Raw genomic sequence first — 24,872 nt, forward strand, 5'->3', positions numbered from 1 at the left:
TTGGCGTTTGTCTTTCTTTTTAAATGCGTTAATGAAAAAACAAGCCTGAATTTTATGCCCCTTTTAGAGCAAATAGCGTTCCATTTGCAAGCGCGTTTTTATAGCGTTTATAAGGATAATACCACTTCTTTCTACCTTCAAGCGAACGCTGAGATCACTTTAGAATTCGCACAAAAATTAAGTGAGATCTTACCCTTTTCTTTAGATTTTAGCTTTTTGTCTTTAAAAGAAATCACAGAGCCTTTAGATGAAAATCTTTTCCAAACAACAAGCCTTTCAAAGCCCCTTTTTATGAACGCTAAAGAGCATCAAGATTTTTTAGACAAAAATTCATCTTTGTATGCCAATGCGTTAGGTTTTGTCAAAAACACCGCTTTTAAGGGAGATATAATCCATAGCCCTAAAGAGCTTATAGATTGCTTAACCCAATTAAAAGGCATGCTCAAAACACAGGATTTTATCCCTATTTTCACTTCTAGGGGGGTATTATCTTTTTCTTTAAAAAAGCCCTCTCCAAGCGTTATTTTTAGCGATCTTTCTAGCGTTTTGAGTTGCACTAAATTGCCTTTAGAAGACGCTAAATATTTGGCTAGTTTGGAAAAACCCTCCATCAAAGCCCCATTAAAAAGCGTGTTTAAGGACACTTTTAAAAACGATGAAATCATAGCCCAACTACCCTATGACCCCATATTGAATTTATTGTGCCATATTTTACAAGATGAGGGCATAGAATTTGTTTTTATGCATGAAAGCCGTTCTTGTGAAGCGCTGTTACATTATGAAGCGCTTTTTAAAACCCCTAAACGCTTGATCACACCCACTAAAAAATTCGTGCTAGAAAACAACCTTTCTACCCTTCCCTTTAAAGATGAATTAGAGTTTTTAAGCGCAACCCCCAATTCTATCGTTTTGTATTTTAGTTCCAAGCGCCCTACAAGGTTGTTATTGCATGCTAATGGTTCTTTAAAAACGCTTTTAAGCGTTAGTTTTGATTTCAATCAAATATTTAACATTCTCAAACAAGATGAAAAAGCCTCTAGAATGCTAAAAAACTACGCTACTAAATTCCCTGATTTTTACGCGCGCCTTTTAGAGCTTTCTAAATACAATCTAGGGGGCGCGAATTTATTGGATTTTTTTCGCATTTTAGGGTTTGTTTTGGGTTATAGCGAGGATTTTTGCACGCAGAGCGTTATTTCTTTGGCTAAAGAATGCTTACGCCCTAAAGGCCCTAGGATTGATTATAAAATCCTTAAAGACGATTCTTTCAAAATGGCTTTAAATTTTTCAAAGATCATGCACAGCGCGATGAGTTTCAGGCTCGCAGGCGTGGAAAATGAAATTTTGAGTTTGGGGATTTTGGATTCTTTAGCGGAGTTTTTAGGGAATTTCATTTGGGATAACGCGCAAAATTTTAGCGTCCAAGAAGTAACGATCGCTGGGGATTTCTTTGGCGAAAAAGTGTTTTTGGATTTGTTTGTGCGGTATTTCCCTAAAACTCTAACCCTTAAAACGCATGAGTTTTTGGATTATGAATAAGGGCTTAAAAGCGGATGTGCATCATCAACCCGCCGTCCATGTATTGGGTTTTTTTGCTTTTAGTCCTTTCAAAATAAGGCCCAAAAGACAAGGTCTTATTGAAGTCAATGATTGGCATGCTCATGCCTTCTGAAATGCGATTTTTGGGGAGTTGTTTGTAAAACTTTTTATCGCTTTTTTTATGGCTTTTAAGCTTAGGGCTTTTTTCTAAATCTATGCCTTCTAAAGCACTATTTTTAGTGAAATCATAAAGCTTTTTGTCGTTTTTAGCCTCGGTTTTTAATCCATGGTTTTTATGGAGTTTGTAAAACTTTTTACTGCTTTTTTTGTCGTTTTTGGTTTCGGTTTCTAAATCCGCTGCGAACGTGCTACTATAAGCCACAAGCGATACAAGAAATAAATTTCTAACTATACGCATAAGAATATCTCCTCTTAATATAGTTTTTTTCTATCACACCACCCTAGCATGTTAGAAATAACCATTAGAAAATATAAGCGTGTTTGAGCAAAAACACCAACACCACCACGCTTTCTAAAGCCACTCAATCAATAAAAAGCGTAAGGGAAGTATCCAGGCGCTCCATACCCATAAGGCCCATAAGGCATGAGACCTGACCCATAAGGCATGAAACCATAGGGCATGTAGTAATAGGGCATGTAATAGCCTCCATACATCCCATTTTGCATGGGCGAATTGAGGTTATCCACTGAATTGTAAAAGCCGTTTAAAGAGCCATAAGCGTTATAATTAGTGAAACGATTGATTAAAGGCGTGGTGTGCGCATCAATAGTGGCGTTTTCTTGCTGGATGGCGTTTTCTTCTCTGGCGACTTCTTGGGCTTTGGTTTCTTTAGGATCTTTAACTATCACTTCTTCTATAGGCACATTCGCCCCACAAGCGCTTAACAAATAGGCTAAAAGGCCGGTGTTTAAAAAAAGAATGATTTTAGAAAGATGAGCGGAATTGTTTTGATGCATGGGTTTTCCTAAATTTTAAAATAACTAAAGATTAACATGTTTTTGATTTAATGTTGGTTAAGCGGTGGTTTTTAGGGTTATTTCATTTTAACTTTGTTTTTCATTAAAACCCCATACTAAAATCTTATTTTATGATAAAATACCTAGCAATAATATCAAATCTTAAACCAAAGAAAAACCATGAAAAAAGCCCTCTTGCTAACTCTCTCTCTCTCGTTTTGGCTCCACGCTGAAAGGAACGGATTTTATTTAGGTTTGAATTTTGCAGAAGGAAGCTATATTCAAGGACAAGGTAGCATCGGCGAAAAAGCTTCAGCAGAAAACGCCTTAAATCAAGCGATCAATAACGCAAAAAATTCATTATTCCCTAACACAAAAGCCATAAGAGATGCAGAAAACGCCTTAAATGCAGTGAAAGATTCAACAAAAATCGCTAACCGATTCGCAGGAAATGGCGGGTCTGGCGGTATTTTCAATGAACTCAGCTTGGGGTATAAATATTTTTTGGGCAAAAAAAGGATTATAGGGTTTAGGCACTCTCTTTTTTTCGGTTACCAACTTGGTGGCGTTGGTTCTGTTCCTGGCAGCGGTTTAATAGCTTTTTTACCCTATGGTTTCAATACGGATTTGCTCATTAATTGGACCAACGATAAGCGAGCGTCTCAAGAATACGTTGAACGAAGGGTAAAAGGGCTCTCTATATTTTACAAAGATATGACCGGCAGAACGCTAGACGCTGATACATTAAAAAGAGCGTCAAGACACATAATCAGAAAATCTTCAGGGCTTGTGATTGGCATGGAACTAGGGGGTAGCACTTGGTTTGCGAGTAACAATCTCACCCCTTTCAATCAAGTCAAGAGCCGCACGATTTTTCAGTTACAAGGGAAATTTGGCGTTCGTTTTAGTAGTGATGAATACGATATTGATCGCTATGGCGATGAAAACTATCTTGGGGGTTCTAGTGTTGAATTAGGGGTTAAAGTGCCAGCTTTTAAAGTCAATTACTATAGCGATAATTATGGGGATAAATTGGATTATAAAAGAGTGGTGAGCGTTTATCTTAACTATACATATAACTTTAAAAACAAACATTAAAACATGCTTTTTACTGCTCTTTGATTGTTTTGTAAAAACGCTCAAAGGCATTTTTTAAACAAAAATATAAAACAGCTTGATCTTAATCAAGCGACAATCTCTTAAAAAAACGCTCTTTTTGGGTTAGGGGTTTTAGTTGGGGGTTGTAGGGGGAATTATTTCAAAATCCCCTGTTCTCTTAAGAAATTTATTATAAAAACAAAGTTTTAAAAACCCCATTCTTTAAAAAATTATTTTTTACAGCTTAGCTTGAAACTCTTCAAAGCCTTTTTTCCTCAATTGGCATGCCGGGCATTTATCGCAGCCATAGCCATAAGCATGCAAAATCTTTCGCTCTCCTTGATAGCAGGTGTGCGTTTCTTTGATGATCAAATCTAAAGTCCCTAATTAAGCGGTGGTTTTTAGGGTTATTTCATTTTAACTTTGTTTTTCATTAAAACCCCAATAACTAAAATCCTATTTTTATGATAAAATACCTAGCAATAATATCAAATCTTAAACCAAAGAAAAACCATGAAAAAAGCCCTCTTACTAACTCTCTCTCTCTCTCTCGTTTTGGCTCCACGCTGAAAGGAATGGATTTTATTTAGGTTTAAATGCTCTAGAAGGAAGCTACATTCAAGAACAAGGTAGTATCGGCGAAAGAATTTTAGCAGAAACCGCCTTAAATCAAGCGATCAAAAACGCAAACGATTACCCCTTTGAAAAACCATTAGCAAAATATGTAGAAGATGCGCAAAACGCTTTTAACAAAGTGAAAGATTCAAACAAAATCGCTCTCCAATTAAAAGGAAAGGGTGGAACGGGCGGTGTTCTTAATGAACTCAGCTTTGGGTATAAATATTTTTTGGGTAAAAAAAGGATTATAGGGTTTAGGCACTCTCTTTTTTTCGGTTACCAAACTAGTAAGCTTGCTTATGCTCCTTTCGCCAGTTTAATAGCTGTTTCACCCTTGAGTTTGCTCACTTTTAGTTCTATTTCTTATTCTAATATCGGTTCAATCGTTTTTTTACCCTATGGTTTCAATACGGATTTGCTTATCAATTTAATCGAAATCGGCGATAATAAGCGAGCGTCCCAAGAATCCGGCAGAACGCTAGACGCTAATGCATTAGAAAGAGCATCATGGCGCGTATCCAAAGAGTATTCTTTAGGGCTTGTGATTGGCATGGATATAGGGGCTAGCACTTGGTTTTCAAGTAACAATCTCTATCCGTTTTCAAGTATAACTCTCAACCCTTTCAATCAAGTCAAGAGCCGCACGATTTTTCAGTTGCAAGGAAAATTTGGCATTCGTTGGAATCAAGTTCTTGGAAATCTTAGTTATAGTGTTGAATTAGGGGTTAAAGTGCCAGCCTTTAAAGTCAATTACTATAGCGATAATTATGGGGATAAATTGGATTATAAAAGAGTGGTGAGCGTTTATCTTAACTATGCATATAACTTTAGAAATTAAAACACGCTTTTTAATGCTCTTTAGTTGGTTTTTTAAAACAAAGCCTTATTTTTTATTAGATTCAAACTCTTCATAGCCTTTTTTTCTCAGTTGGCATGCTGGGCATTTATCGCAGCCATAGCCATAAGCATGCAAAATCTTTCGCTCTCCTTGGTAGCAGGTGTGCGTTTCTTTGATGACTAAATCTAAGACGCCCAAATCTTTAGCCATTTGAAATTCTTGCGCTTTATTCAAAAACATTAAAGGCGTTACAATTTTAATCGCCGTGTTTGATCCTAAATTTAGGGCATGCTCGATGCTTTTAATAAAATCTTCTTTACAATCCGGATAGCCGCTAAAATCCGCTTGCGAAACCCCTAAAGCGATGTTACTAGCCCCTAGTTTTTGCGCGTAAGAATGCAAAAGGGTGATAAAAATAGCGTTACGATTAGGCACAAAAGAGTTGGGTAAATCTTTATTTTGCACATGCGAATGCCCTATTAAATCGTTAGAGTTTTTAAAAAGTGCGGAGTGGGTAATATTCTCTAAAAAATCTAACGAAATGATTTCATAAGGGAGTTGCAAAAGAGAAGCGATTTTTTGAGCGCATTCTAATTCCACAGAGTGTTTTTGCGCGTAATCAAACCCCACTAAACAGACTTTTTTAAAACGCTTTTTCGCCCATACGGCTAAAGTGGTGCTGTCTTGCCCGCCGCTAAAACCGATCACGCAAATTTCTTGTTCCATCAACATTCCTTAAAAATTCTAAAAAGATATAATAACACAAAGAAATTTTAAGAGTAAAAAGCGTGTTTGAGTTAGAAAAAGAATTAAAAGAATTGTTTGATATTTATGAAAAATCCCCTTATGAGCTTTACTTGGTAGGGGGGTGCGTGCGCGATTGTTTGATGGGCATTACTCCCAAAGATTACGATTTAACCTCAAACGCTTTAGTCAATGAAAGTAAAGAGCTTCTTTTAAAACGCCATTTTAGGGTGTTAGAAACCGGCATCAAACATGGCACGATCACGGCTCTTAAAAACCATCAAAGTTATGAAATCACAACTTTTAGAATGGAAAAGGGGCATATCAAACACCGAAAGCCTAAAGAATTGGTTTTTAGCACTCATTTAACAGATGATTTAAAGCGGCGCGATTTTAGCATGAATGCGATCGCTTATAGCCCTACAAAAGGGCTGATTGATCCTTTTAAAGGGCAGAATGCGATTGAAAATCAAATAATTGAATGCGTGGGGGGAGCGCGATTAAGGTTTTTTGAAGACGCTTTAAGGATTTTAAGATCGCTGCGATTTAGCGCAACTTTAGGCTTTAAGATAGCAGCAAGCACTAAAGAAGCGGTTTTTGCGTGTAAGGATTTGTTAAAACACCTCTCCAAAGAACGCTTACAAAGTGAATTGAATAAGCTTCTTATGGGGAAAAACGCCTATGAAGTGGCTAAAGAATATCAAGAAATTTTAGAGTTGGTTACTCAAGAAACAATAGAAAATTTAGGGTTTTTAAAAAACGCGCCTTTCAATCTGGAATTAAGATTGTTAGGGTTTTTTAAAGATCAAAAAAGTTTAGAAAATCTACGATACCCTAAAAAAACATGTGTTTTATTTACTCAAGCTAAAGAATGCCATAAAGCTTTTTTAAATATTCATAATAAAACAGAGTTAAAATTTTTATTAAAAAACTACGATTTAGAACCTTTTAATTTGGCTTTAGATTTTTATGTGCTCAAAAACCCCAAACATGCTTTAAAAATTAAAAGATTGTTAAAAGAAATCTTTGATTCTAACGAGCCTTTTAAAAAAGAACATTTAGCCCTTAAGGGCGGTGCACTCCAAAACTTGGGTTATCAGCACCAAAAAATCGGCGAAATTTTAAACGCATGCCTAAATTTAGTCATCGCTCACCCTAAAAACAACGCTTTAGAATGGCTGATAAAATGGGTTAAAGATCATTATTTACCTAATGATGCTATAAATCACTCGCCAATAGGCAGAAAAAATTAAAAACAGAGAAAACATGATAACGATGAATGCGATTCAATGGCCTGAAAAATGGATTCCAGGAGAGACTGATAATTTTGTGTCCAATGAAGTCATTGTCAAAGGTTTGGATTTTAATAAAGTGGTGCAACACTTAAGAGATGCGTCTTGTTGGGAAAAGTATTACAAAAATTCAGGGAATATCCACATGCATAATCAAGACAATACTATTCTTAAAGACAAGACTCGTTTCCGTTTTGAAACTTTTGGCTTTCTCATTGAAGCGCAAGTGGAAGAGTTTGAATTGAAAGACACCATACTGCGTTTGGCTTGGAGAGGTTGGAATGAAGCTAAAGGCGATGAGTATCTTGAAGCCTATCACGCATGGCTAGTTGAAAAATTAGACAATGATTGTGTGCGTATTTTAACCCAAGAAACTCAGTTAGGAGTCCCTGCTAAAGCTTTAGCGAAATCTGTGCCTAATACGATGCTAAATGGCCATCAAGCTTGGTTAGATGGTTTAGTGGCGTATTCACGCTAATAAGTGAGGGTTAAATGAAAATCGGATGGATTGGACTTGGGGCTATGGGGACTCCTATGGCGGCTCGTTTGTGCGATGCAGGTTTAAAAGTATCAGTTTATAACCGAACAGAGAGCAAAGCAGCCCCTTTAAAAGAAAAAGGCGTAGCGGTTTATACTAACCCTATAGATTTGGCCGCTAAAGTTGATCTGATTTTTACCATGCTTTCGGATAAAACGGCGATTGATGCTGTTTTAGCGCCAAAATTTTGGGAACAGATGTCTGAAAAAATCGTGGTGAATATGAGCACCATCGCCCCTTTGGAAAGCTTATCTTTAGAAAAAACCGCTCAAAAGCATCAAGTAACTTACCTTGAAGCGCCCGTTTCAGGATCGGTTGGTGCGGCCAAAGCTGGGGCGTTATTGATTTTGGCAGCCGGTGAAGAAGAGGTGGTTGCTCAACTCAAACCTATTTTTGCACATTTGGGGAGTCAAACTTTTTATTTAGGAAAAGTTGGTCAAGGGGCAGGGGCTAAATTATCCATCAATAGCCTTTTGGCTCAAATGGGGGTTGCTTATTCAGAAGCTTTGTTATTAGCCAAACATTTAGGGGTTGATGCAGAGTTATTTTTACAAATTATTGGCCAATCTGGCATGAATTCGCCTCTCTTTCAAGCTAAAAAAGGCATGTGGCTACAAGATAGCTATCCGGCCGCTTTCAGTTTGAAACTCATGCTCAAGGACATTCGTTTAGCTAACAATGAAGCAGGAGAGGCGATAAAGTTGCCATTCTTATTTCAAGCAGAAGAGCTTTATTCTCAAGCAGAAAAATCCGGTTTAGGTGCATTGGATATGGCAGCCGTTTATCATTATTTAGAAAAAGGAGAACATTAAAATGGACAGAGAACAAGTGGTTGCTTTACAGCACCAACGATTTGCTGCAAAAAATACGATCCTAATCGTCGTATTTCCCAAAAGGATTGGGAAGCTTTGGTTGAAGTGGGGAGATTAGCCCCTTCTTCAATCGGGCTTGAACCATGGAAAATGCTTTTATTAAAGAATGAACGCATGAAAGAAGATTTAAAACCGATGGCCTGGGGGGCGCTTTTTGGTTTAGAGGGAGCGAGCCATTTTGTCATTTATCTTGCGCGAAAAGGCGTTACTTATGACAGCGATTATGTTAAGAAAGTGATGCATGAGGTTAAAAAAAGGGATTATGACACCAATTCCAGGTTCGCTCAAATCATCAAAAATTTCCAAGAGAACGATATGAAACTCAATAGCGAACGATCTTTGTTTGATTGGGCTAGCAAGCAGACTTATATCCAAATGGCGAACATGATGATGGCAGCGGCCATGTTAGGGATTGATTCTTGCCCGATTGAAGGGTATGATCAAGAAAAAGTGGAGGCTTATTTAGAGGAAAAAGGCTATCTGAACACGGCGGAATTTGGCGTGTCGGTAATGGCTTGTTTTGGTTATCGCAATCAAGAAATCACCCCTAAAACCCGTTGGAAGACAGAAGTTATTTATGAAGTGATTGAATAAAAAACGCTGTTAGCTTTTTGATAACCAACCATAAAGAGCTTGGCGTTAGCCAAGCGCTAATCTCTTAAATGATGCCCATTCATGTTTGATAAAAACAGAACTACCACAACACAATTAAGTATTCTTTAGGTATAATCAAAAACTATTTTTAAATAAAGGGTTTTTATGCTTCGTTTTGCGCCTTCGCCTACAGGGGATATGCACATAGGGAATTTAAGGGCAGCCATTTTCAACTACATTGTGGCCAAACAGCAACATAAACCCTTTCTTATTCGCATTGAAGACACAGACAAAGAGCGTAACATTGAAGGCAAAGACCAGGAAATTTTAGAGATTTTAAAGCTTATGGGGGTAAGTTGGGACAAGCTCGTGTATCAAAGCCATAACATAGATTATCACAGAGAAATGGCGGAAAAATTACTGAAAGAAAATAAAGCGTTTTATTGTTATGCGAGCGCGGAGTTTTTAGAAAAAGAAAAAGAAAAAGCCAAGAATGAAAAACGCCCTTTCAGGTATTTAGACGAGTGGGCGGCTTTAGAAAAAGACAAGTGCCATGCCCCTGTGGTGCGTTTAAAAGCCCCAAATCATGCGGTGTCTTTCAACGATGCGATTAAAAAAGAAGTGAGATTTGAGCCTTATGAATTGGATTCTTTTGTGCTTTTGAGAAAGGATAAAAGCCCTACTTATAATTTCGCTTGTGCATGCGATGATTTGCTCTATGAAATCAGTCTGATCATTAGAGGCGAAGATCATGTGAGTAACACCCCTAAACAAATTTTAATCCAGCAAGCTTTAGGCTCAAACGATCCGATTGTTTATGCACATTTGCCCATTATTTTAGATGAAGTAAGCGGTAAAAAGATGAGCAAAAGAGACGAAGCGTCCAGCGTGAAATGGCTTTTGAATCAAGGGTTTTTACCGGTTGCGATTGCGAATTACCTCATCACTATCGGTAATAAAGTGCCTAAGGAAGTTTTTAGCCTTGATGAAGCGATAGAATGGTTTGATTTAGAAAACCTTTCTAATTCCCCAGCTCATTTTAATTTAAAATATTTAAAACACTTAAACCACGAGCATTTAAAGCTTTTAGACGATGAAAAGTTATTAGAACTCACTTCAATAAAAGATAAAAACCTCCTAGGGCTTTTAAGATTGTTTATAGAAGAATGCGGCACGCTTTTAGAATTGAAAGAAAAAATTTCGTTGTTTTTAGAGCCAAAGGATATTGTTAAAACTTATGAAAATGAAGATTTTAAAGAGCGTTGTTTAGCGCTTTTTAACGCTCTAAAAAGCATGGATTTTCAAGCCTATAAGGATTTTGAAAGTTTTAAAAAAGAAGCCATGCGATTGAGCCAGCTTAAGGGTAAGGATTTTTTCAAACCTTTGCGCATTCTTTTAACCGGGAACTCGCATGGCATTGAGTTGCCTTTGATTTTCCCCTATATCCAAAGCCACTATCAAGAAATTTTAAGGCTAAAAGCATGATTTTTTCTACCCTTATCAATGCGATAGCGGTGATTTTAAGCTCGCTCATTACGATTTATATGTGGGTGGTGATCATTTATTCGCTTCTAGGCTTCGTGCAGCCTAACCCTAATAACCCCATCATGCAAATCCTCGCTCGCTTGTGTGAGCCGGTGTTTTATTTTTTACGCTCTAGATTCAAGCTGGTGTTTAACGGGTTGGATTTCGCTCCTTTAGTGGTGGTCATCGTTTTGAAATTCTTGGATCTCACGCTCATTCAGTGGCTTTTCATGCTCGCTAAAAACCTTTAAAGAAAATAACCGCATGCGTTTTTTTACCTTGTTTTTTATCGGTATGCTTGGCGTTGGTTTTTCTCAAACCGAGTTCAATTTAAAAGATTTAGAAAAAAAGCCCGCCGGGATCGTTAGGGATTATTATTTGTGGCGTTATATTAGCGATAAAAAAACCACTTTAGAAAACGCTAAAAAAGCCTATGAATTGACCCAAAACAAAAACAACGCCCTACAAAAAGCCATGCAAGAAAAAGGCTCAGACAATGCAGAAAAAAACCCTGATGTTAAATTGCCTGAAGATATTTATTGCAAACAAATTACCCTAGAAAGCATGTTAGAAACAACAGACACTTTCCAAGCGAGTTGTATCGCTATCGCTTTAAAATCAAAAATCAAAGATTTTGATAAAATCCCCATCCAAACCATCAAGCCCTTACAAGAAAAAATCAAAGAGGCTTACCCCATTCTTTATGAAGAATTAGAAATTTTGCAAAGTAAGCATGTGAGCGCTTCTTTATTTAAGGCTAATGTGCAAGTGTTTAGCGCGCTTTTCAATCATTTGAGTTATGAAAAAAAGCTCCAAATTTTTGAAGAGCGTATCCCCATTAAAGAATTAAACCGCCTTTTAGATGAAGATTACCCGGCGTTTAACCGCTTGATCTATCAAGTCATCTTAGATCCTAAATTGGATCATTTTAAAGACGCTCTGGCTAAAAGTAACGCCACCCAAAGCAACGCGCAAACCTTTTTTATTCTAGGGATTAACGAAATCTTGCGCAAAAAACCCTCTAAAGCGCTCAAGTATTTTGAACGCTCAGAAGCGGTTGTCAAGGACGATGATTTTTCAAAAGACAGGGCGATTTTTTGGCAATATTTAGCCTCTAAAAAGAAAAAAACCCTAGAGAGCCTCTCACAAAGCCCAGCCCTAAACCTCTATAGCCTTTATGCGAGCCGAAAACTCAAAACCACGCCCAGTTATCGCATCATTTCACGCATCCAGAATTTAAGCCAAGAGGACCCTCCTTTTGACACGCATGACCCTTTTTTATGGCAAATTTTTAAGGAAAAAACCTTGAGTTTGAAAGATGAGGGCGCGTTTAATGCGATGCTAAAAAGCTTGTATTATGAAAAAAGCGCTCCTGAATTGACCTACCTTTTAAGCCAACGCAATAAAGACAAGATTTATTATTATTTATCCCCTTATGAGGGCATTATTGAATGGCAAAATGTTGATGAAAAGGCTATGGCGTATGCGATCGCTAGGCAAGAAAGTTTCTTGCTCCCGGCTTTAATCTCTCGCTCCTTTGCTCTAGGGCTTATGCAAATCATGCCCTTTAATGTAGGGCCTTTCGCTAAAAGCCTTGGCATGGATAACATTGATCTAAACGACATGTTTAACCCCAATATCGCCCTCAAATTTGGTAATTATTACTTGAACCATTTGAAAAAAGAATTCAACCACCCCCTTTTTGTCGCCTACGCCTATAATGCTGGGCCTGGGTTTTTAAGGAGGTGGTTAGAAAGCTCCAAACGATTCAAAGAAAAAAATCATTTTGAGCCATGGCTTAGCATGGAGCTTATGCCTTATAGCGAGACTCGCATGTATGGCTTTAGGGTCATGCTCAATTACTTGATTTATCAAGAAATTTTTGGGAATTTCATCCCTATTGATGGATTTTTAGAACAAACTCTTAACTCAAAGGACAAACCATGATTAAAAAATGCCTTTTTCCTGCCGCGGGCTATGGCACGCGCTTTTTGCCGATCACTAAAACCATTCCTAAAGAAATGCTGCCCATTGTGGATAAGCCTTTAATCCAATACGCTGTAGAAGAAGCGATGGAAGCGGGCTGTGAAGTGATGGCGATCGTTACGGGGAGGAATAAACGAAGCTTAGAAGATTATTTTGACACGAGCTATGAAATAGAGCATCAAATCCAAGGCACTAACAAAGAAAACGCTCTAAAAAGCATTCGTAACATTATAGAAAAATGCTGTTTTTCCTATGTGCGCCAAAAGCAAATGAAAGGCCTAGGGCATGCGATTTTAACCGGAGAAGCTCTCATAGGCAATGAGCCTTTTGCGGTGATTTTAGCCGATGACTTATGCATAAGCCATGATCACCCAAGCGTGTTAAAACAAATGACTTCATTGTATCAAAAATACCAATGCCCCATTGTAGCCATTGAAGAAGTGGCACTAGAAGAAGTTTCAAAATACGGCGTGATCAGGGGCGAATTGTTAGAAGAGGGGGTGTATGAGATTAAAGACATGGTGGAAAAACCAAGCCAAGAAGACGCCCCAAGCAACCTAGCCGTGATAGGGCGCTACATTTTGACTCCGGATATTTTTGAAATTTTAAGCGAGACGAAACCGGGTAAAAACAATGAAATCCAAATCACGGATGCTTTACTCACTCAAGCCAAAAAAAAACGCATCATCGCTTACCAATTCAAAGGCAAACGATACGATTGCGGGAGCGTGGAAGGCTATATTGAAGCGAGTAACGCTTATTATAAAAAACGCTTATAAATCTTATCAACATGGGCAATTTGACTTATTACGCTTACATGTATTTGATCCTCTTTGTATGCTTGCTGCCTGTGTTATTGGTGGGGCTTGTTTGGAGGCTTACTCGCCCCCCTTTAAAGCAAAATATTCCTAATAAAAGCCTTTCTTTAGAATATTTAAACGAGCAAATCAAAAACCTTAAAAGCGTGCTAGCTTTAGAAAAACTGAAAAACGACTTCAATGAGCGCTTTAAAATTTGCCCCAAAGACAAAGAAACTCTGTGGCTAGAAACGATCCAAAAATTAGTCGCTTCAGAATTTTTTGAATTAGAAGACGCTATTAATTTTGGGCAAGAATTAGAAAACGCTAACCCTAATTACCAACAAAAAATCGCTAACGCTACCGGCTTAGCCCTTAAGAATAAAAAAGAAAAAGGATAGAATTGGATTTTTTAGAGATTGTAGGACAAGTCCCTTTAAAAGGGGGGGTAGAAATTTCAGGGGCGAAAAATTCCGCACTCCCCATTTTAGCTGCCACGCTTTTAAGCCGCCAAGAAGTCAAAATCAATTCTTTGCCCCAAGTGGTGGATATAAAGGCGATGGCGTTATTGTTGCAAAATTTAGGCACAAGCTTAGAATGGCTTGATCCTAACACGCTCCAAATTTGCGCCAAATCCCTGCACCACACCGAAGCCACTTACGATTTGGTGCGTAAAATGCGTGCTTCTATTTTGGTTTTAGGCCCACTATTAGCGCGTTTTAAAGAATGCTTAGTGAGTTTGCCCGGTGGGTGCGCTATAGGAGCAAGGCCTGTGGATTTGCACCTAAAAGCGATGCAACAATTAGGGGCTGAAATCAAAATTGAGCAAGGCTATATCCATGCAAAAGCCCCTAAAGGCTTGAAAGGGAATGATATTTTATTTGATAAAATCAGCGTTACAGGCACAGAAAACGCCCTCATGGCAGCAAGTCTTGCTAAAGGGATCACGCGCATCATTAACGCCGCTAAAGAGCCAGAGATCGCTCAATTGTGCGCGTTTTTACAAAGCGGAGGCGTAGAAATTGAGGGCGTTGGCAGCAGCGAGTTAAAGATTAGGGGGGTAGAAAATGACGCTTTAAATTTAAAAGACATTCAAATCATACCCGATAGGATTGAAGCAGGCACTTATTTGTGCGTGGGGGCTATCACTAACAGCCAGCTTAAAATCAATCGTATCATCCCTAACCATATTCAAGCGATCACGGACAAGCTCATAGAAATTGGTTTTTCGCTAAACATTCAAGAAAATTCTATAGAAATTTATCCGGCCAAACAACGACAAGCCTTTGAAATCACCACGAAAGAATACCCGGGCTTTCCCACAGACATGCAAGCGCAATTCATGGCGTTAGCCACGCAGTGTTTGGGGACGAGCGTGATTGAAGAAACGCTTTTTGAAAACCGCTTCATGCATGCAAGCGAATTGCAACGCTTGGGGGCTAGTATTAGCCTGAAAACGAATGTGGCTACCATTAGCGGATCCACAGAGCTTACCGGAAGCGATGTGATGGCGACCGATTTAAGGGCTTCTTCGGCTCTCGTTTTAGCCGCTTTAGTGGCTAAGGGCGTGAGTAGGGTGCATAGGATTTACCACTTGGATAGGGGTTATGAGAGATTAGAGGATAAAATCAACGCTTTAGGGGCAAAAGTATTGCGCTTAAAAGAAAAATAATCCAAGATTTGGTTACAATAGCTAGAATATTTTTTAATTATTACATAAGGAGCTTTTATGCGTATTGAGCATGATTTCATTGGGCAAATGGAAATTAGCGATGAAGTTTATTACGGGATCCAGACTTTAAGAGCGAGTGAAAATTTTTTCATCACCAACGACAAGCTTTGCAGTTATCCTGTTTTTATCAAATCTTTCGCTCAAGTCAAAAAAGCGGCCGCTTTAGCGAACGCGCAATTAGGGCTGATTGATGAAAAGCTTAAGATTGCGATTTGCCATGCGTGCGATTTGCTCATTGATGGCAAATACCATGATCAATTCATTGTGGATATGATTCAAGGGGGGGCTGGCACAAGCACGAACATGAATATGAATGAAGTGATTGCTAATTTGGCTTTAGAATACATGGGGCATCAAAAGGGCGAGTATCAATTTTGCCACCCAAACGACCATGTCAACCGCTCTCAATCCACTAATGACGCTTATCCTAGCGCGTTAAAAATCGCTATTTATGAGCGTTTGAGTAATTTAGTCGCTCCCATGAAGGCTTTAAGGGACGCTTTCGCTCAAAAAGCTAAGGAATTTTCCCATGTGATTAAAATGGGGCGCACCCAGCTTCAAGACGCTGTGCCTATGACTTTAGGGCAAGAGTTTGAAACTTATGCGTTGATGGTTGATAGGGATATTGAGCAGGTTTTAGACGCTAGGAATTGGGTAAGAGAGCTTAATTTAGGCGGCACGGCCATTGGCACAGGGATCAATTCGCACCCGGATTATCGCAGTTTGATTGAAAAGAAAATCCAAGAAGTAACGGGCCGCCCCTTTGTCATGGCTAATAATTTGATAGAAGCCACTCAAAGCACGGGAGCGTATGTGCAAGTGAGTGGGGTGTTAAAGCGTATTGCGGTCAAACTTTCTAAAGTTTGTAACGATTTGAGGTTGCTCAGTTCAGGCCCTAGAGCCGGGTTGAATGAAATCAATTTACCTAAAATGCAGCCGGGCAGCTCTATTATGCCCGGTAAAGTCAATCCGGTGATCCCTGAAGTGGTCAATCAAGTGTGCTTTGCGGTGATTGGGAACGATTTGAGCGTAGCGTTAGCCGCAGAAGGAGGGCAATTGCAACTCAATGTGTTTGAGCCGGTTATCGCTTACAAGCTTTTCCATTCCTTTGTGATTTTAGGGCGCGCGATTGAAACTTTGACGACTAAATGCGTGGAAGGCATCACGGCTAATGAAAAGATTTGCCACGATTATGTCTTTAACAGCATTGGCATCGTTACCGCGCTAAACCCTCATATCGGCTATGAAAAATCCGCTATGATCGCCAAAGAAGCTTTAAAAAGCGATCGCTCTATCTATGACATCGCTTTAGAAAAGAAAATCTTAACTAAAGAGCAACTGGACGATATTTTCAAGCCAGAAAACATGCTAAGCCCTCACGCTTTCAAAAAGCATAAAGACTGAACGCTTTGCAACACTCACGCCTTCAAACTTTACGCTCCCTTTATATGGAGCGTCTTTTGGGCGAAACTTATACGGATATTAGCCTTATAAAGCCCCAAAATAAGCCCCTTAACAAACAAGTTCATGAGGGTATAGAAAATTGTAATTTGTGCAAACGCCACCAACATTCAAAACCGGTGATCGGGCTTTTTAACCCCACTTCCAAGCTCGCTTTCATCACGCTCACCCCCATGTTGGATAGCCAATTACATTTCTTAAACAATTTAAAAGCGGCCATGTTAGAGAGCATTATCCAAAAGGTTTTTAACTACCCCTTAAAAGATTGCAGTATTTTATCGCTTCTTAAATGCGACTCTAACAGCCTCAATTTAGAAGAAGAAATCAACGCATGCCTGCCTCATTTAACATGGCAATTAGACAACAGCGCTTCAAAAGTCATTGTGGTATTTGGCGAGGTTTTGCCCAAACGCCTTTTAAACCTTTCTAAAGAAGAATCCTTTGGGCGCATCGTGTCTTTAAAAACCAAACATTTTTTAAGCACCTACGCTTTAGAAGACATGCTCAAAAACCCCACGCTCAAAAAAGAAGCGTTAGCGCATTTTAAAATAGCACTCCAATTTCTCAATCAGTCTTAAAATACGCCTTATTTTTTAACCCATCTCCTTACAGCACGCAACAAAGGTAAGGATTTTTGATAGGCTTTGCGATAGATTTTAAAAGTGGTGTTTTGAGAGAGTTCTAATAAAGGTGAAGCGTTTTGCAAAAGGCGCTCATAATTAACCCTCAAATCATCATAATTAACCCTCAAATCATCATAATTAACCCTCAAATCATCATAATTAACCCTCAAATCATCATAATTAACCCTCAAATCATCAATAGATATTAAAGGCTCATTCAAATCACGATAGAAAATGAAAGGATTATCGTGATAAATCGTGTCGTTTTCTAAAATCGTTTTAAAAAAATCTAGGATTTTTTTAAAACTCAAATCTTGGTAAAAGTAAGCTTTCCCATCAAGGGTGTTTAAAGGGTTTTCATAGAGCATGTCTAAATAAGCGTTTGGGTGCGTGTGCAAGTATCTCACGTAATCAATCGCTTCATCAAAATCTTTAAAATCACAAATGTTCACAAAACTTTTGGGGTTAAAGTCTTTCGCCACGCTAGGACTCCCCCAATAAATAGGAATGGTATGGCTGAAATAAGCGTCAATGATTTTTTCAGTTACATAGCCATAGCCTTGAGAGTTTTCAAAACACAGGTTGAACTTGTATTGGCTTAAAAATTCGCTCTTGTTTTTGACATTATAGCCTAAAGTGTTTTTCACGCTCCCTCCCCCAGTAACTGGCTCTATGGAATTTAAAGCGTCATAGAAAGCGTTTCTTATAGGGGCGTTAGGGTTGCTTGCGACAAAGCTCGCAAACCCTCTTTTCAAAGGATCGCTCTCATCATTCACTACTGCGCACAAATTAGGGTGGTTTTCTTTAAAATGATGGGAGGGTTTTTTTAAAGCATAAAGGCTGTCAGGTTTGAGTTTGTAGGGCGCAGTGGTGTCATTCACGCTCTCGGCTTTATGGTGTAGCCTATCATAATATAAAGGCATCCTCAAATAACGATCTCTAAAATCTAATTCATCAAAGCCTATGGCGTAATCAAAGAGGTTGAAATTAGGGACTTCGTTTTCACCGGTGTAAAACACCCTTTTAGCGTTTTGATAGGATAGGATTTTTCTGGCTGATCCAAGGGGGTTACCAAAAACGATGTCCGCAGGTTTATTAGGGTTTCGTCGTAAAGTGATTGTGTAATGCTGGCTTAAAATGAAATACAGAATGTTCTTTTTAAATTCTTTAACCTCTTCATCTCCCCACCAATTCGCCACAGCGATTTTTAGGGGGGGGGGGGGGGGAGATTTAGAGGCCATTTTTTCAATGGAAGCGCTGTCTATAAAGGCGTCTAGTAAGGGTTGGAACATGGTTATCCTTATGATTTAAAGGAGTATTTTACAAAAAAAAATTTTTTAAATCAAAGGCTTGATTAGGGCTAAATTAGGCTCATTGATGCAATGCGTGGCGTGCTGTTTTAAAATTTCTTTAGCGTTGAAAGCGATTTTGATATGAGCATGTTTGAACATGCTCAAGTCATTCGCTCCATCGCCCACGACTAAGGTGCGATCTTTACTGATATTTAATAAGCGTTGTAAGGCGAGGAGCATTTCACCTTTAGAGTGTGAAAACATCATATGCCCGGTAACCAAGCCGTTTAAGGCGTTATTTTCCACGATCAGCGTGTTACTGAAAGCCGCATCTAAATGCAATAAATCCCTGTAATGATTGGTCGCTAGATCAAAGCCCCCACTGAAGCAAACCACTTTGTAATTTTTCTCTTTTAAGGCACTAATGAGATCAAACGCCCCCTCAAACAAAGGCAGACTTTCACAAACTTCTTTGGCTAGTTTTAAGGGCATGTTTTTGAGTTTAGAAACCCTTAAAATAAGACTTTTATGAAAATCTGTCTCGCCATTCATAGCCTTCAAAGTGATTGTTTTCACTTCATCAAACACCCCCCACGCCCTCGCTAAAGACTCAATCGTCTCAGCATTGACTAGCGTGGAGTCAAAATCAAAAACGGCTAGTTTTTGCACCCAATACCCTAAAATTAAGATTTCCTGCTTTTAGCGATCCCTTTGATATATTGATCAGCCAAATACAAGCCATGGTTTTCATTACCAATCAACTCAATTTTATCCAAAATATCCTTGAAAAGCACTTCTTCTTCATGCTGTTCAGACACATACCATTGCAAGAAATTGAAAGTCGCATGATCTTTGCCTTTTATGGCGTGATCGACGATATTATTAATGGACTCGCTGATGTGTTGCTCATGTTCATAGGCTTTTTGGAAAATTTGAGTCAAACCTTCAAACTTATGCTCAGGCGCACTGATGCTGGTCAATTGCACAGGCACATTGTTTTCATTCAAGAAGACGATAAGCTTTTTGGCATGCTCGTATTCTTCAGCCGCATGGTCAAACAAGAAAAGCCCCGAGCCGTCTAAGCTATGGGTATAGCACCAAGAACTCATGCTCATATACAAGTTGGAAGAGTTCATTTCCTTATTCACTTGTTCGTTTAGCAACTTAATGATGTCTTTTGATAACATAGTATCTCCTTTGTGTTGGTTTAAGTTGTCCCATAATTATAGCATAAATGATAATGAAAAAGTAAACAAGAGTATGAAAATTTTTAAAAACTTATAAAAATGACTTATAAAAATGAGAAAGAACACCAGCTAAAAAGCATTCTTCAATCCAAAAATGCTACAATGTTTATCTTTAAAATGAAAGGCGATTTAACCATGGACTTTTTAGAAAAAGTATTAGACAATCAAGTTACTGAAAGTAAAGAATTAGTGAAGCTTTATGATTATGATTTATACACGCTAGGGGAAGCAGCGGATCAAATGCGTCAAAACATGCACCAAAAAATCGTGTATTTTAATGTCAATAGGCATTTAAACCCTAGTAATATTTGCGCGGACGCTTGCAAGTTTTGCGCTTTTTCAGCTCACAGAAAAAACCCTAACCCCTATGAAATGAGCTTAGAAGAAATCCTAGAAAAGGTTAAAAACTCCTACAACAAGGGGATTAAAGAAGTCCATATCGTGAGCGCTCATAACCCTAACTACTCTTATGAGTGGTATTTAAAGGTATTTGAAACCATCAAACAAGAAATGCCTAACTTACACCTAAAAGCCATGACCGCTGCGGAAGTGCATTTTTTAAGCACCAAATTCAACAAACCTTTTGAATTGGTGTTAGAAGACATGCTCAAAGCCGGGGTGGATTCCATGCCGGGTGGGGGGGCTGAGATTTTTGATGAAGAAGTTAGGCGTAAAATCTGTAGTGGTAAGGTGGGATCTTCTCGGTGGTTAGAAATCCATGCTTATTGGCACAAATTAGGCAAAATGAGTAACGCTACCATGCTTTTTGGGCATATTGAAGATAAAATCCATCGCATCGATCACATGCTAAGGATCAAAAAAATCCAAAGCCCTAAAAATAAAGTGGAAAACAAAGAAGGGGGCTTTAACGCATTCATTCCCTTGCTGTATCAAAAAGAAAACAACTATTTGAAAGTGGGAAAATCCCCTAGCGCGATAGAAATCTTAAAAACCATCGCTATATCTCGCATTCTTTTAAACAATATCCCTCACATTAAAGCCTATTGGGCGACTTTGGGCTTGAATTTGGCTTTAGTGGCTCAAGAATTTGGCGCTAACGATTTAGACGGCACGATAGAAATAGAGAGCATTCAAAGCGCGGCAGGCGCGAAAAGCCGGCATGGTTTAGAAAAAGAAGATTTGATATTTAAAATCAAGGATTCTGGCTTTGTTGCGGTAGAAAGGGATAGTTTGTATAATTTTATACAAAAATTTTAATGATTTTTAGCGTTTTTAAGAATGATTAGTTATAATAACGCTACTAACAACACTCAAGCTAAAATCTATTAAGGAAATCAGTATTAAAAAATTTATTCTATCCTCTCTTGTTTTCGCATGTATCAATACCAGCGTTGAAGCTTTAGAAAATGACGGCTCTAAACCAAACGATTTGACTCCACCAAAAGAAGCCTCTCAAGAATCTCAAAGAAATGAAGCTCCAAAAAATGAGACTCAAAAAGAAACTTCTCAATCCAATCAAACGCCTAAAGAAATGAAAGTCAAGTCCGTTTCTTATGTCGGGCTTTCTTACATGTCTGACATGCTCGCTAATGAGATTGTAAAGATTCGTGTGGGCGATATGGTGGATTCTAAAAAAATAGACACCGCTGTTTTGGCTTTGTTCAATCAAGGGTATTTTAAAGACGTTTATGCCACTTTTGAAAGCGGCATATTAGAGTTTCATTTTGATGAAAAAGCCAGGATTGCCGGGGTAGAAATCAAGGGTTATGGGACTGAAAAGGAAAAAGACGGCTTAAAATCCCAAATGGGGATCAAAAAGGGCGACACCTTTGATGAGCAAAAATTAGAGCATGCTAAAACGGCTTTAAAAACAGCTTTAGAGGGTCAGGGCTATTATGGGAGCGTGGTGGAGGTGCGCACCCAAAAGGTCAGTGAGGGCGCGTTATTAATTGTGTTTGATGTGAATAGGGGGGATAGCATTTATATCAAACAATCCATTTATGAGGGAAGCGCGAAATTAAAACGCCGCATGATTGAATCTTTGAGCGCGAACAAGCAACGCGATTTCATGGGCTGGATGTGGGGCTTGAATGACGGAAAATTGCGTCTAGATCAATTAGAATACGATTCTTTGCGTATCCAAGATGTGTACATGCGTAGGGGTTACTTAGACGCTCATATTTCTTCGCCTTTTTTGAAAACGGATTTTTCTACCCATGACGCTAAGCTTCATTATAAAGTCAAAGAGGGGATCCAATACAGGATTTCAGATATTTTAATAGAGATTGACAACCCGGTAGTCCCCTTAAAAACCTTAGAAAAAGCGCTTAAAGTTAAAAGGAAAGATGTCTTTAATATTGAGCATTTAAGAGCGGATGCGCAAATTTTAAAAACCGAAATCGCCGATAAGGGCTATGCGTTTGCGGTGGTGAAGCCAGACTTGGATAAAGATGAAAAAAACGGGCTTGTGAAAGTCATTTATCGTATTGAAGTGGGCGATATGGTGCATATCAATGATGTCATCATTTCAGGGAACCAGCGCACGAGCGATAGGATCATTAGGAGGGAATTGTTACTAGGGCCTAAGGATAAATACAACTTGACTAAACTCAGAAATTCCGAAAATTCTTTAAGGCGTTTAGGGTTTTTCTCTAAAGTCAAAATTGAAGAAAAAAGGGTTAATAGCTCACTCATGGATTTATTAGTGAGCGTAGAAGAGGGGCGTACTGGGCAGTTGCAATTTGGTTTGGGCTATGGCTCTTATGGAGGGCTCATGCTTAATGGGAGCGTGAGCGAAAGGAATCTTTTTGGCACAGGGCAAAGCATGAGCTTGTATGCTAACATCGCTACAGGGGGGGGTAGATCTTATCCGGGCATGCCAAGAGGAGCGGGGCGTATGTTTGCGGGGAATTTGAGCTTGACTAATCCAAGGATTTTTGACAGCTGGTATAGCTCTACGATCAATCTTTATGCGGATTATAGGATAAGCTACCAATATGTCCAACAAGGCGGTGGCTTTGGGGTGAATGTCGGGCGCATGCTAGGTAACAGAACCCATGTGAGCTTAGGGTATAACTTGAATGTTACCAAACTCCTTGGTTTCAGCAGCCCTTTATACAACCGCTACTATTCCTCTGTTAATGAAGTGGTCGCTCCAAGGCAATGCTCTACCCCCGCATCGGTGATTATCAATCGCTTATCAGGCGGTAGAACCCCCTTACAACCTGAAAATTGTTCTAACCCTGGAGCGATCACCACTTCACCAGAAATAAAAGGTATTTGGGATAGGGATTACCATACGCCTATCACCAGCTCTTTCACCCTTGATGTGAGTTATGACAACACTGATGATTATTATTTCCCTAGAAATGGGGTTATCTTTAATTCCTATGCGACAATGTCTGGCTTGCCAAGCTCTGGCACGCTCAATTCGTGGAACGGGTTAGGCGGGAATGTCCGTAACACCAAAGTCTATGGTAAATTCGCCGCTTACCACCATTTGCAAAAATATTTATTGATAGATTTGATCGCTCGCTTTAAAACGCAAGGGGGCTATATCTTTAGGTATAACACCGATGATTACTTGCCCTTAAACTCCACTTTCTACATGGGGGGCGTAACCACGGTGAGGGGCTTTAGGAATGGATCGGTTACGCCTAAAGATGAGTTTGGCTTGTGGCTTGGAGGCGATGGGATTTTTACCGCTTCTACTGAATTGAGCTATGGGGTGTTGAAAGCGGCTAAAATGCGCTTAGCGTGGTTTTTTGACTTTGGTTTCTTAACCTTTAAAACCCCAACTAGGGGGAGCTTCTTCTATAACGCTCCCTTCACAACAGCGAATTTTAAAGATTATGGCGTTGTAGGGGCTGGGTTTGAAAGGGCGACTTGGAGGGCTTCTACAGGCTTGCAGATTGAATGGATTTCGCCCATGGGGCCTTTGGTGCTCATATTCCCTATAGCGTTTTTCAACCAATGGGGCAATGGCAATGGCAAGAACTGTAAAGGGCTGTGCTTCAACCCTAACATGGACGATTACACGCAACATTTTGAATTTTCTATGGGAACAAGGTTTTAAAATGCGCATTAACAGAGAAGAAATTTTGGATTTAATGAAAAACGCGCCCTTGAAAGAATTAGGGCAAAGGGCTTTGAGGGTGAAGCAATGCTTGCACCCTGAAAACTTGACGACTTTTATTGTGGATAGGAATATCAATTACACCAATATTTGTTTTGTGGATTGCAAGTTTTGCGCGTTCAAACGCACCTTAAAAGAAAAAGACGCCTATGTGTTGAGCTATGAAGAAATTGATCAAAAGATTGAAGAATTGCTCGCTATTGGCGGCACGCAGATCCTTTTTCAAGGGGGGGTGCACCCGCAGCTAAAGATTGACTATTATGAAAATTTAGTCAGCCATATCGCTCAAAAATTCCCCACTATCACCATTCATGGTTTTAGCGCGGTTGAAATTGATTACATTTCTAAAATCTCTAAATTGTCTTTAAAAGAAGTTTTAGAAAGGTTGAAAAACGCCGGTTTAAGCTCCATTCCAGGAGCGGGAGCAGAGATATTAAGCGATAGGGTGCGCGATGTGATCGCTCCTAAAAAATTGAGCAGCGATCGGTGGATTGAAGTGCATAGAATGGCCCATCTTTGCGGGATTAAAAGCACGGCTACCATGATGTTTGGGAGCGTGGATAATGAAGAAGATGTAATAGAGCATTTACAAAGGGTGCGCGATTTGCAAGATGAAACCGGCGGTTTTAGGGCTTTTATTTTATGGAGTTTTCAGCCCAACAACACCCCTTTAAAAGAAGAAATCCCAAGCATTAAAAAAGCGAGTTCCAATCGGTATTTACGCTATTTGGCATGCAGTAGGATTTTTTTGGATAACATTCAAAACATACAAAGCTCATGGGTTACTCAAGGCTCTATGATAGGGCAGTTAGCCTTATTGTTTGGAGCGAATGATTTAGGGAGTGTGATGATGGAAGAAAATGTAGTGAAAGCAGCCGGAACGAGTTTTTGCATGAATGAAGCGGAAATGATAGAGCTTATTGAAGACATTGGGAGCGTGGCGGCTAAACGAAACACCGCTTATGAAATCTTAAAGCGTTATCCGGCTAAAGCAAAGGTATAA

At 39.1% G+C, this 24,872-nt stretch carries 22 protein-coding genes and 3 pseudogenes; 18 read left to right on the top strand and 7 right to left on the bottom strand.

Annotation, left to right across the window (positions count from 1 at the left end):
* Positions 1-1,539 carry a hydrogenase biosynthesis protein HydE gene (hydE, locus tag J5F42_RS03400; protein WP_283491557.1) on the top strand — a complete coding sequence of 513 codons (1,539 nt, stop codon included), beginning with the start codon at positions 1-3 and terminating at the stop codon, positions 1,537-1,539.
* Positions 1,540-1,543: 4 nt separating this feature from the next.
* Here the strand turns inward: hydE and J5F42_RS03405 are convergent, their stop codons facing one another.
* Positions 1,544-1,957 (bottom strand): hypothetical protein, encoded by a 414-nt coding sequence (locus J5F42_RS03405; protein WP_283491558.1) that lies wholly within the window; start codon positions 1,955-1,957, stop codon positions 1,544-1,546.
* Between the two features lie 128 nt (positions 1,958-2,085).
* Positions 2,086-2,517: a hypothetical protein gene (locus J5F42_RS03410; RefSeq protein WP_203059343.1), complete on the bottom strand. Its 432-nt coding sequence runs from the start codon at positions 2,515-2,517 to the stop codon at positions 2,086-2,088.
* Between the two features lie 180 nt (positions 2,518-2,697).
* Between J5F42_RS03410 and oipA the strand changes: the two genes are divergently transcribed.
* Positions 2,698-3,615, top strand: coding sequence for an outer inflammatory protein OipA (gene oipA, locus J5F42_RS03415; RefSeq protein WP_203059345.1), 918 nt, complete (start codon positions 2,698-2,700; stop codon positions 3,613-3,615).
* A 237-nt stretch (positions 3,616-3,852) separates the two neighbouring features.
* Here oipA and J5F42_RS03420 read toward each other — a convergent pair.
* A pseudogene (locus tag J5F42_RS03420) lies at positions 3,853-4,002 on the bottom strand (7-cyano-7-deazaguanine synthase); the annotation flags it as partial.
* 126 nt (positions 4,003-4,128) lie between these two features.
* Here J5F42_RS03420 and J5F42_RS03425 point away from each other — a divergent pair.
* Positions 4,129-5,071, top strand: a pseudogene (locus J5F42_RS03425) (outer membrane protein).
* Positions 5,072-5,116: 45 nt separating this feature from the next.
* On the opposite strand, the gene queC reads toward J5F42_RS03425, so the two are convergent.
* Positions 5,117-5,797: a 7-cyano-7-deazaguanine synthase QueC gene (gene queC / locus J5F42_RS03430; protein ID WP_283491559.1), complete on the bottom strand. Its 681-nt coding sequence runs from the start codon at positions 5,795-5,797 to the stop codon at positions 5,117-5,119.
* A 62-nt stretch (positions 5,798-5,859) separates the two neighbouring features.
* Here queC and J5F42_RS03435 point away from each other — a divergent pair, with 62 nt between their 5' ends.
* The 12 genes and pseudogenes from J5F42_RS03435 (at position 5,860) to J5F42_RS03490 (ending at position 17,189) form a co-directional block, all read left to right on the top strand.
* On the top strand, positions 5,860-7,068 hold the full coding sequence (locus J5F42_RS03435; RefSeq protein WP_283491560.1) for a CCA tRNA nucleotidyltransferase: 1,209 nt from the start codon (positions 5,860-5,862) through the stop codon (positions 7,066-7,068).
* Between the two features lie 13 nt (positions 7,069-7,081).
* The gene (locus J5F42_RS03440) at positions 7,082-7,585 is read left to right on the top strand and encodes an SRPBCC family protein (protein ID WP_097699170.1); all 504 of its coding nucleotides are present in this window, start codon (positions 7,082-7,084) and stop codon (positions 7,583-7,585) included.
* A gap of 14 nt (positions 7,586-7,599) precedes the next feature.
* A complete protein-coding gene (locus tag J5F42_RS03445) occupies positions 7,600-8,457 on the top strand; it encodes an NAD(P)-dependent oxidoreductase (protein WP_097699169.1) in 858 nt (285 codons plus the stop codon).
* Between the two features lies 1 nt (position 8,458).
* Positions 8,459-9,111, top strand: a pseudogene (gene frxA / locus J5F42_RS03450) (NAD(P)H-dependent flavin oxidoreductase FrxA).
* Positions 9,112-9,276: 165 nt separating this feature from the next.
* Entirely contained in the window at positions 9,277-10,596 is a 1,320-nt protein-coding gene (gene gltX, locus J5F42_RS03455) for a glutamate--tRNA ligase (protein ID WP_097699168.1), read from the top strand.
* The gene (locus J5F42_RS03460; RefSeq protein ID WP_039090505.1) at positions 10,593-10,886 is read left to right on the top strand and encodes a YggT family protein; all 294 of its coding nucleotides are present in this window, start codon (positions 10,593-10,595) and stop codon (positions 10,884-10,886) included. The genes gltX and J5F42_RS03460 overlap by 4 nt, the downstream gene beginning before the upstream one ends.
* Before the next feature lie 13 nt (positions 10,887-10,899).
* Positions 10,900-12,582 (top strand): lytic transglycosylase domain-containing protein, encoded by a 1,683-nt coding sequence (locus J5F42_RS03465; RefSeq protein WP_283491561.1) that lies wholly within the window; start codon positions 10,900-10,902, stop codon positions 12,580-12,582.
* Positions 12,579-13,400, top strand: a complete 822-nt coding sequence (galU, locus tag J5F42_RS03470; RefSeq protein WP_079356179.1) for a UTP--glucose-1-phosphate uridylyltransferase GalU — start codon at positions 12,579-12,581, stop codon at positions 13,398-13,400. Before J5F42_RS03465 ends, galU begins: the two co-directional genes overlap by 4 nt.
* A gap of 11 nt (positions 13,401-13,411) precedes the next feature.
* Positions 13,412-13,819 (top strand): hypothetical protein, encoded by a 408-nt coding sequence (locus tag J5F42_RS03475; protein WP_097699166.1) that lies wholly within the window; start codon positions 13,412-13,414, stop codon positions 13,817-13,819.
* 2 nt (positions 13,820-13,821) lie between these two features.
* Complete coding sequence (murA, locus tag J5F42_RS03480) at positions 13,822-15,090, top strand: UDP-N-acetylglucosamine 1-carboxyvinyltransferase (protein ID WP_097693531.1); 1,269 nt, start codon at positions 13,822-13,824, stop codon at positions 15,088-15,090.
* A gap of 57 nt (positions 15,091-15,147) precedes the next feature.
* On the top strand, positions 15,148-16,554 hold the full coding sequence (gene aspA, locus J5F42_RS03485; protein WP_001217488.1) for an aspartate ammonia-lyase: 1,407 nt from the start codon (positions 15,148-15,150) through the stop codon (positions 16,552-16,554).
* A 44-nt stretch (positions 16,555-16,598) separates the two neighbouring features.
* The gene (locus J5F42_RS03490; protein WP_078295321.1) at positions 16,599-17,189 is read left to right on the top strand and encodes a uracil-DNA glycosylase family protein; all 591 of its coding nucleotides are present in this window, start codon (positions 16,599-16,601) and stop codon (positions 17,187-17,189) included.
* Between the two features lie 8 nt (positions 17,190-17,197).
* On the opposite strand, the gene J5F42_RS03495 is transcribed toward J5F42_RS03490, so the two are convergent.
* Genes J5F42_RS03495 through J5F42_RS03505 form a run of 3 tightly spaced genes read right to left on the bottom strand, consistent with a single transcriptional unit; the run spans position 17,198 to position 19,713 of the window.
* Positions 17,198-18,526 carry a glycosyltransferase family 10 domain-containing protein gene (locus tag J5F42_RS03495; RefSeq protein ID WP_283491562.1) on the bottom strand — a complete coding sequence of 443 codons (1,329 nt, stop codon included), beginning with the start codon at positions 18,524-18,526 and terminating at the stop codon, positions 17,198-17,200.
* A gap of 45 nt (positions 18,527-18,571) precedes the next feature.
* Positions 18,572-19,195 (bottom strand): phosphoserine phosphatase SerB, encoded by a 624-nt coding sequence (gene serB / locus J5F42_RS03500; RefSeq protein WP_078287156.1) that lies wholly within the window; start codon positions 19,193-19,195, stop codon positions 18,572-18,574.
* 14 nt (positions 19,196-19,209) lie between these two features.
* Positions 19,210-19,713, bottom strand: coding sequence for a ferritin (locus J5F42_RS03505; protein ID WP_000949227.1), 504 nt, complete (start codon positions 19,711-19,713; stop codon positions 19,210-19,212).
* 195 nt (positions 19,714-19,908) lie between these two features.
* Here J5F42_RS03505 and mqnE point away from each other — a divergent pair, with 195 nt between their 5' ends.
* The 3 genes from mqnE to J5F42_RS03520 all read left to right on the top strand — a co-directional run bounded on the left by mqnE (position 19,909) and on the right by J5F42_RS03520 (position 24,872).
* Positions 19,909-20,991 carry an aminofutalosine synthase MqnE gene (gene mqnE / locus J5F42_RS03510; protein ID WP_283491563.1) on the top strand — a complete coding sequence of 361 codons (1,083 nt, stop codon included), beginning with the start codon at positions 19,909-19,911 and terminating at the stop codon, positions 20,989-20,991.
* 82 nt (positions 20,992-21,073) lie between these two features.
* On the top strand, positions 21,074-23,809 hold the full coding sequence (gene bamA, locus J5F42_RS03515) for an outer membrane protein assembly factor BamA (RefSeq protein ID WP_283491602.1): 2,736 nt from the start codon (positions 21,074-21,076) through the stop codon (positions 23,807-23,809).
* 1 nt (position 23,810) lies between these two features.
* Positions 23,811-24,872, top strand: coding sequence for a dehypoxanthine futalosine cyclase (locus J5F42_RS03520; protein ID WP_165524239.1), 1,062 nt, complete (start codon positions 23,811-23,813; stop codon positions 24,870-24,872).

Origin of the sequence: Helicobacter pylori (assembly GCF_030062585.1) — a bacterium.
In the GTDB taxonomy this organism is placed as follows: domain Bacteria; phylum Campylobacterota; class Campylobacteria; order Campylobacterales; family Helicobacteraceae; genus Helicobacter; species Helicobacter pylori_CN.

Bases quoted from the DNA above. Each gene is read 5' to 3' on its own strand.
- J5F42_RS03405 (WP_283491558.1), bottom strand. From the start codon at position 1,957: ATGCGTATAGTTAGAAATTTATTTCTTGTATCGCTTGTGGCTTATAGT.
- J5F42_RS03410 (WP_203059343.1), bottom strand. From the start codon at position 2,517: ATGCATCAAAACAATTCCGCTCATCTTTCTAAAATCATTCTTTTTTTA.
- oipA (WP_203059345.1), top strand. From the start codon at position 2,698: ATGAAAAAAGCCCTCTTGCTAACTCTCTCTCTCTCGTTTTGGCTCCAC.
- queC (WP_283491559.1), bottom strand. From the start codon at position 5,797: ATGGAACAAGAAATTTGCGTGATCGGTTTTAGCGGCGGGCAAGACAGC.
- J5F42_RS03440 (WP_097699170.1), top strand. From the start codon at position 7,082: ATGATAACGATGAATGCGATTCAATGGCCTGAAAAATGGATTCCAGGA.
- J5F42_RS03445 (WP_097699169.1), top strand. From the start codon at position 7,600: ATGAAAATCGGATGGATTGGACTTGGGGCTATGGGGACTCCTATGGCG.
- gltX (WP_097699168.1), top strand. From the start codon at position 9,277: ATGCTTCGTTTTGCGCCTTCGCCTACAGGGGATATGCACATAGGGAAT.
- J5F42_RS03460 (WP_039090505.1), top strand. From the start codon at position 10,593: ATGATTTTTTCTACCCTTATCAATGCGATAGCGGTGATTTTAAGCTCG.
- J5F42_RS03465 (WP_283491561.1), top strand. From the start codon at position 10,900: ATGCGTTTTTTTACCTTGTTTTTTATCGGTATGCTTGGCGTTGGTTTT.
- galU (WP_079356179.1), top strand. From the start codon at position 12,579: ATGATTAAAAAATGCCTTTTTCCTGCCGCGGGCTATGGCACGCGCTTT.
- J5F42_RS03475 (WP_097699166.1), top strand. From the start codon at position 13,412: ATGGGCAATTTGACTTATTACGCTTACATGTATTTGATCCTCTTTGTA.
- aspA (WP_001217488.1), top strand. From the start codon at position 15,148: ATGCGTATTGAGCATGATTTCATTGGGCAAATGGAAATTAGCGATGAA.
- J5F42_RS03490 (WP_078295321.1), top strand. From the start codon at position 16,599: ATGGAGCGTCTTTTGGGCGAAACTTATACGGATATTAGCCTTATAAAG.
- J5F42_RS03495 (WP_283491562.1), bottom strand. From the start codon at position 18,526: ATGTTCCAACCCTTACTAGACGCCTTTATAGACAGCGCTTCCATTGAA.
- J5F42_RS03505 (WP_000949227.1), bottom strand. From the start codon at position 19,713: ATGTTATCAAAAGACATCATTAAGTTGCTAAACGAACAAGTGAATAAG.
- mqnE (WP_283491563.1), top strand. From the start codon at position 19,909: ATGGACTTTTTAGAAAAAGTATTAGACAATCAAGTTACTGAAAGTAAA.
- J5F42_RS03520 (WP_165524239.1), top strand. From the start codon at position 23,811: ATGCGCATTAACAGAGAAGAAATTTTGGATTTAATGAAAAACGCGCCC.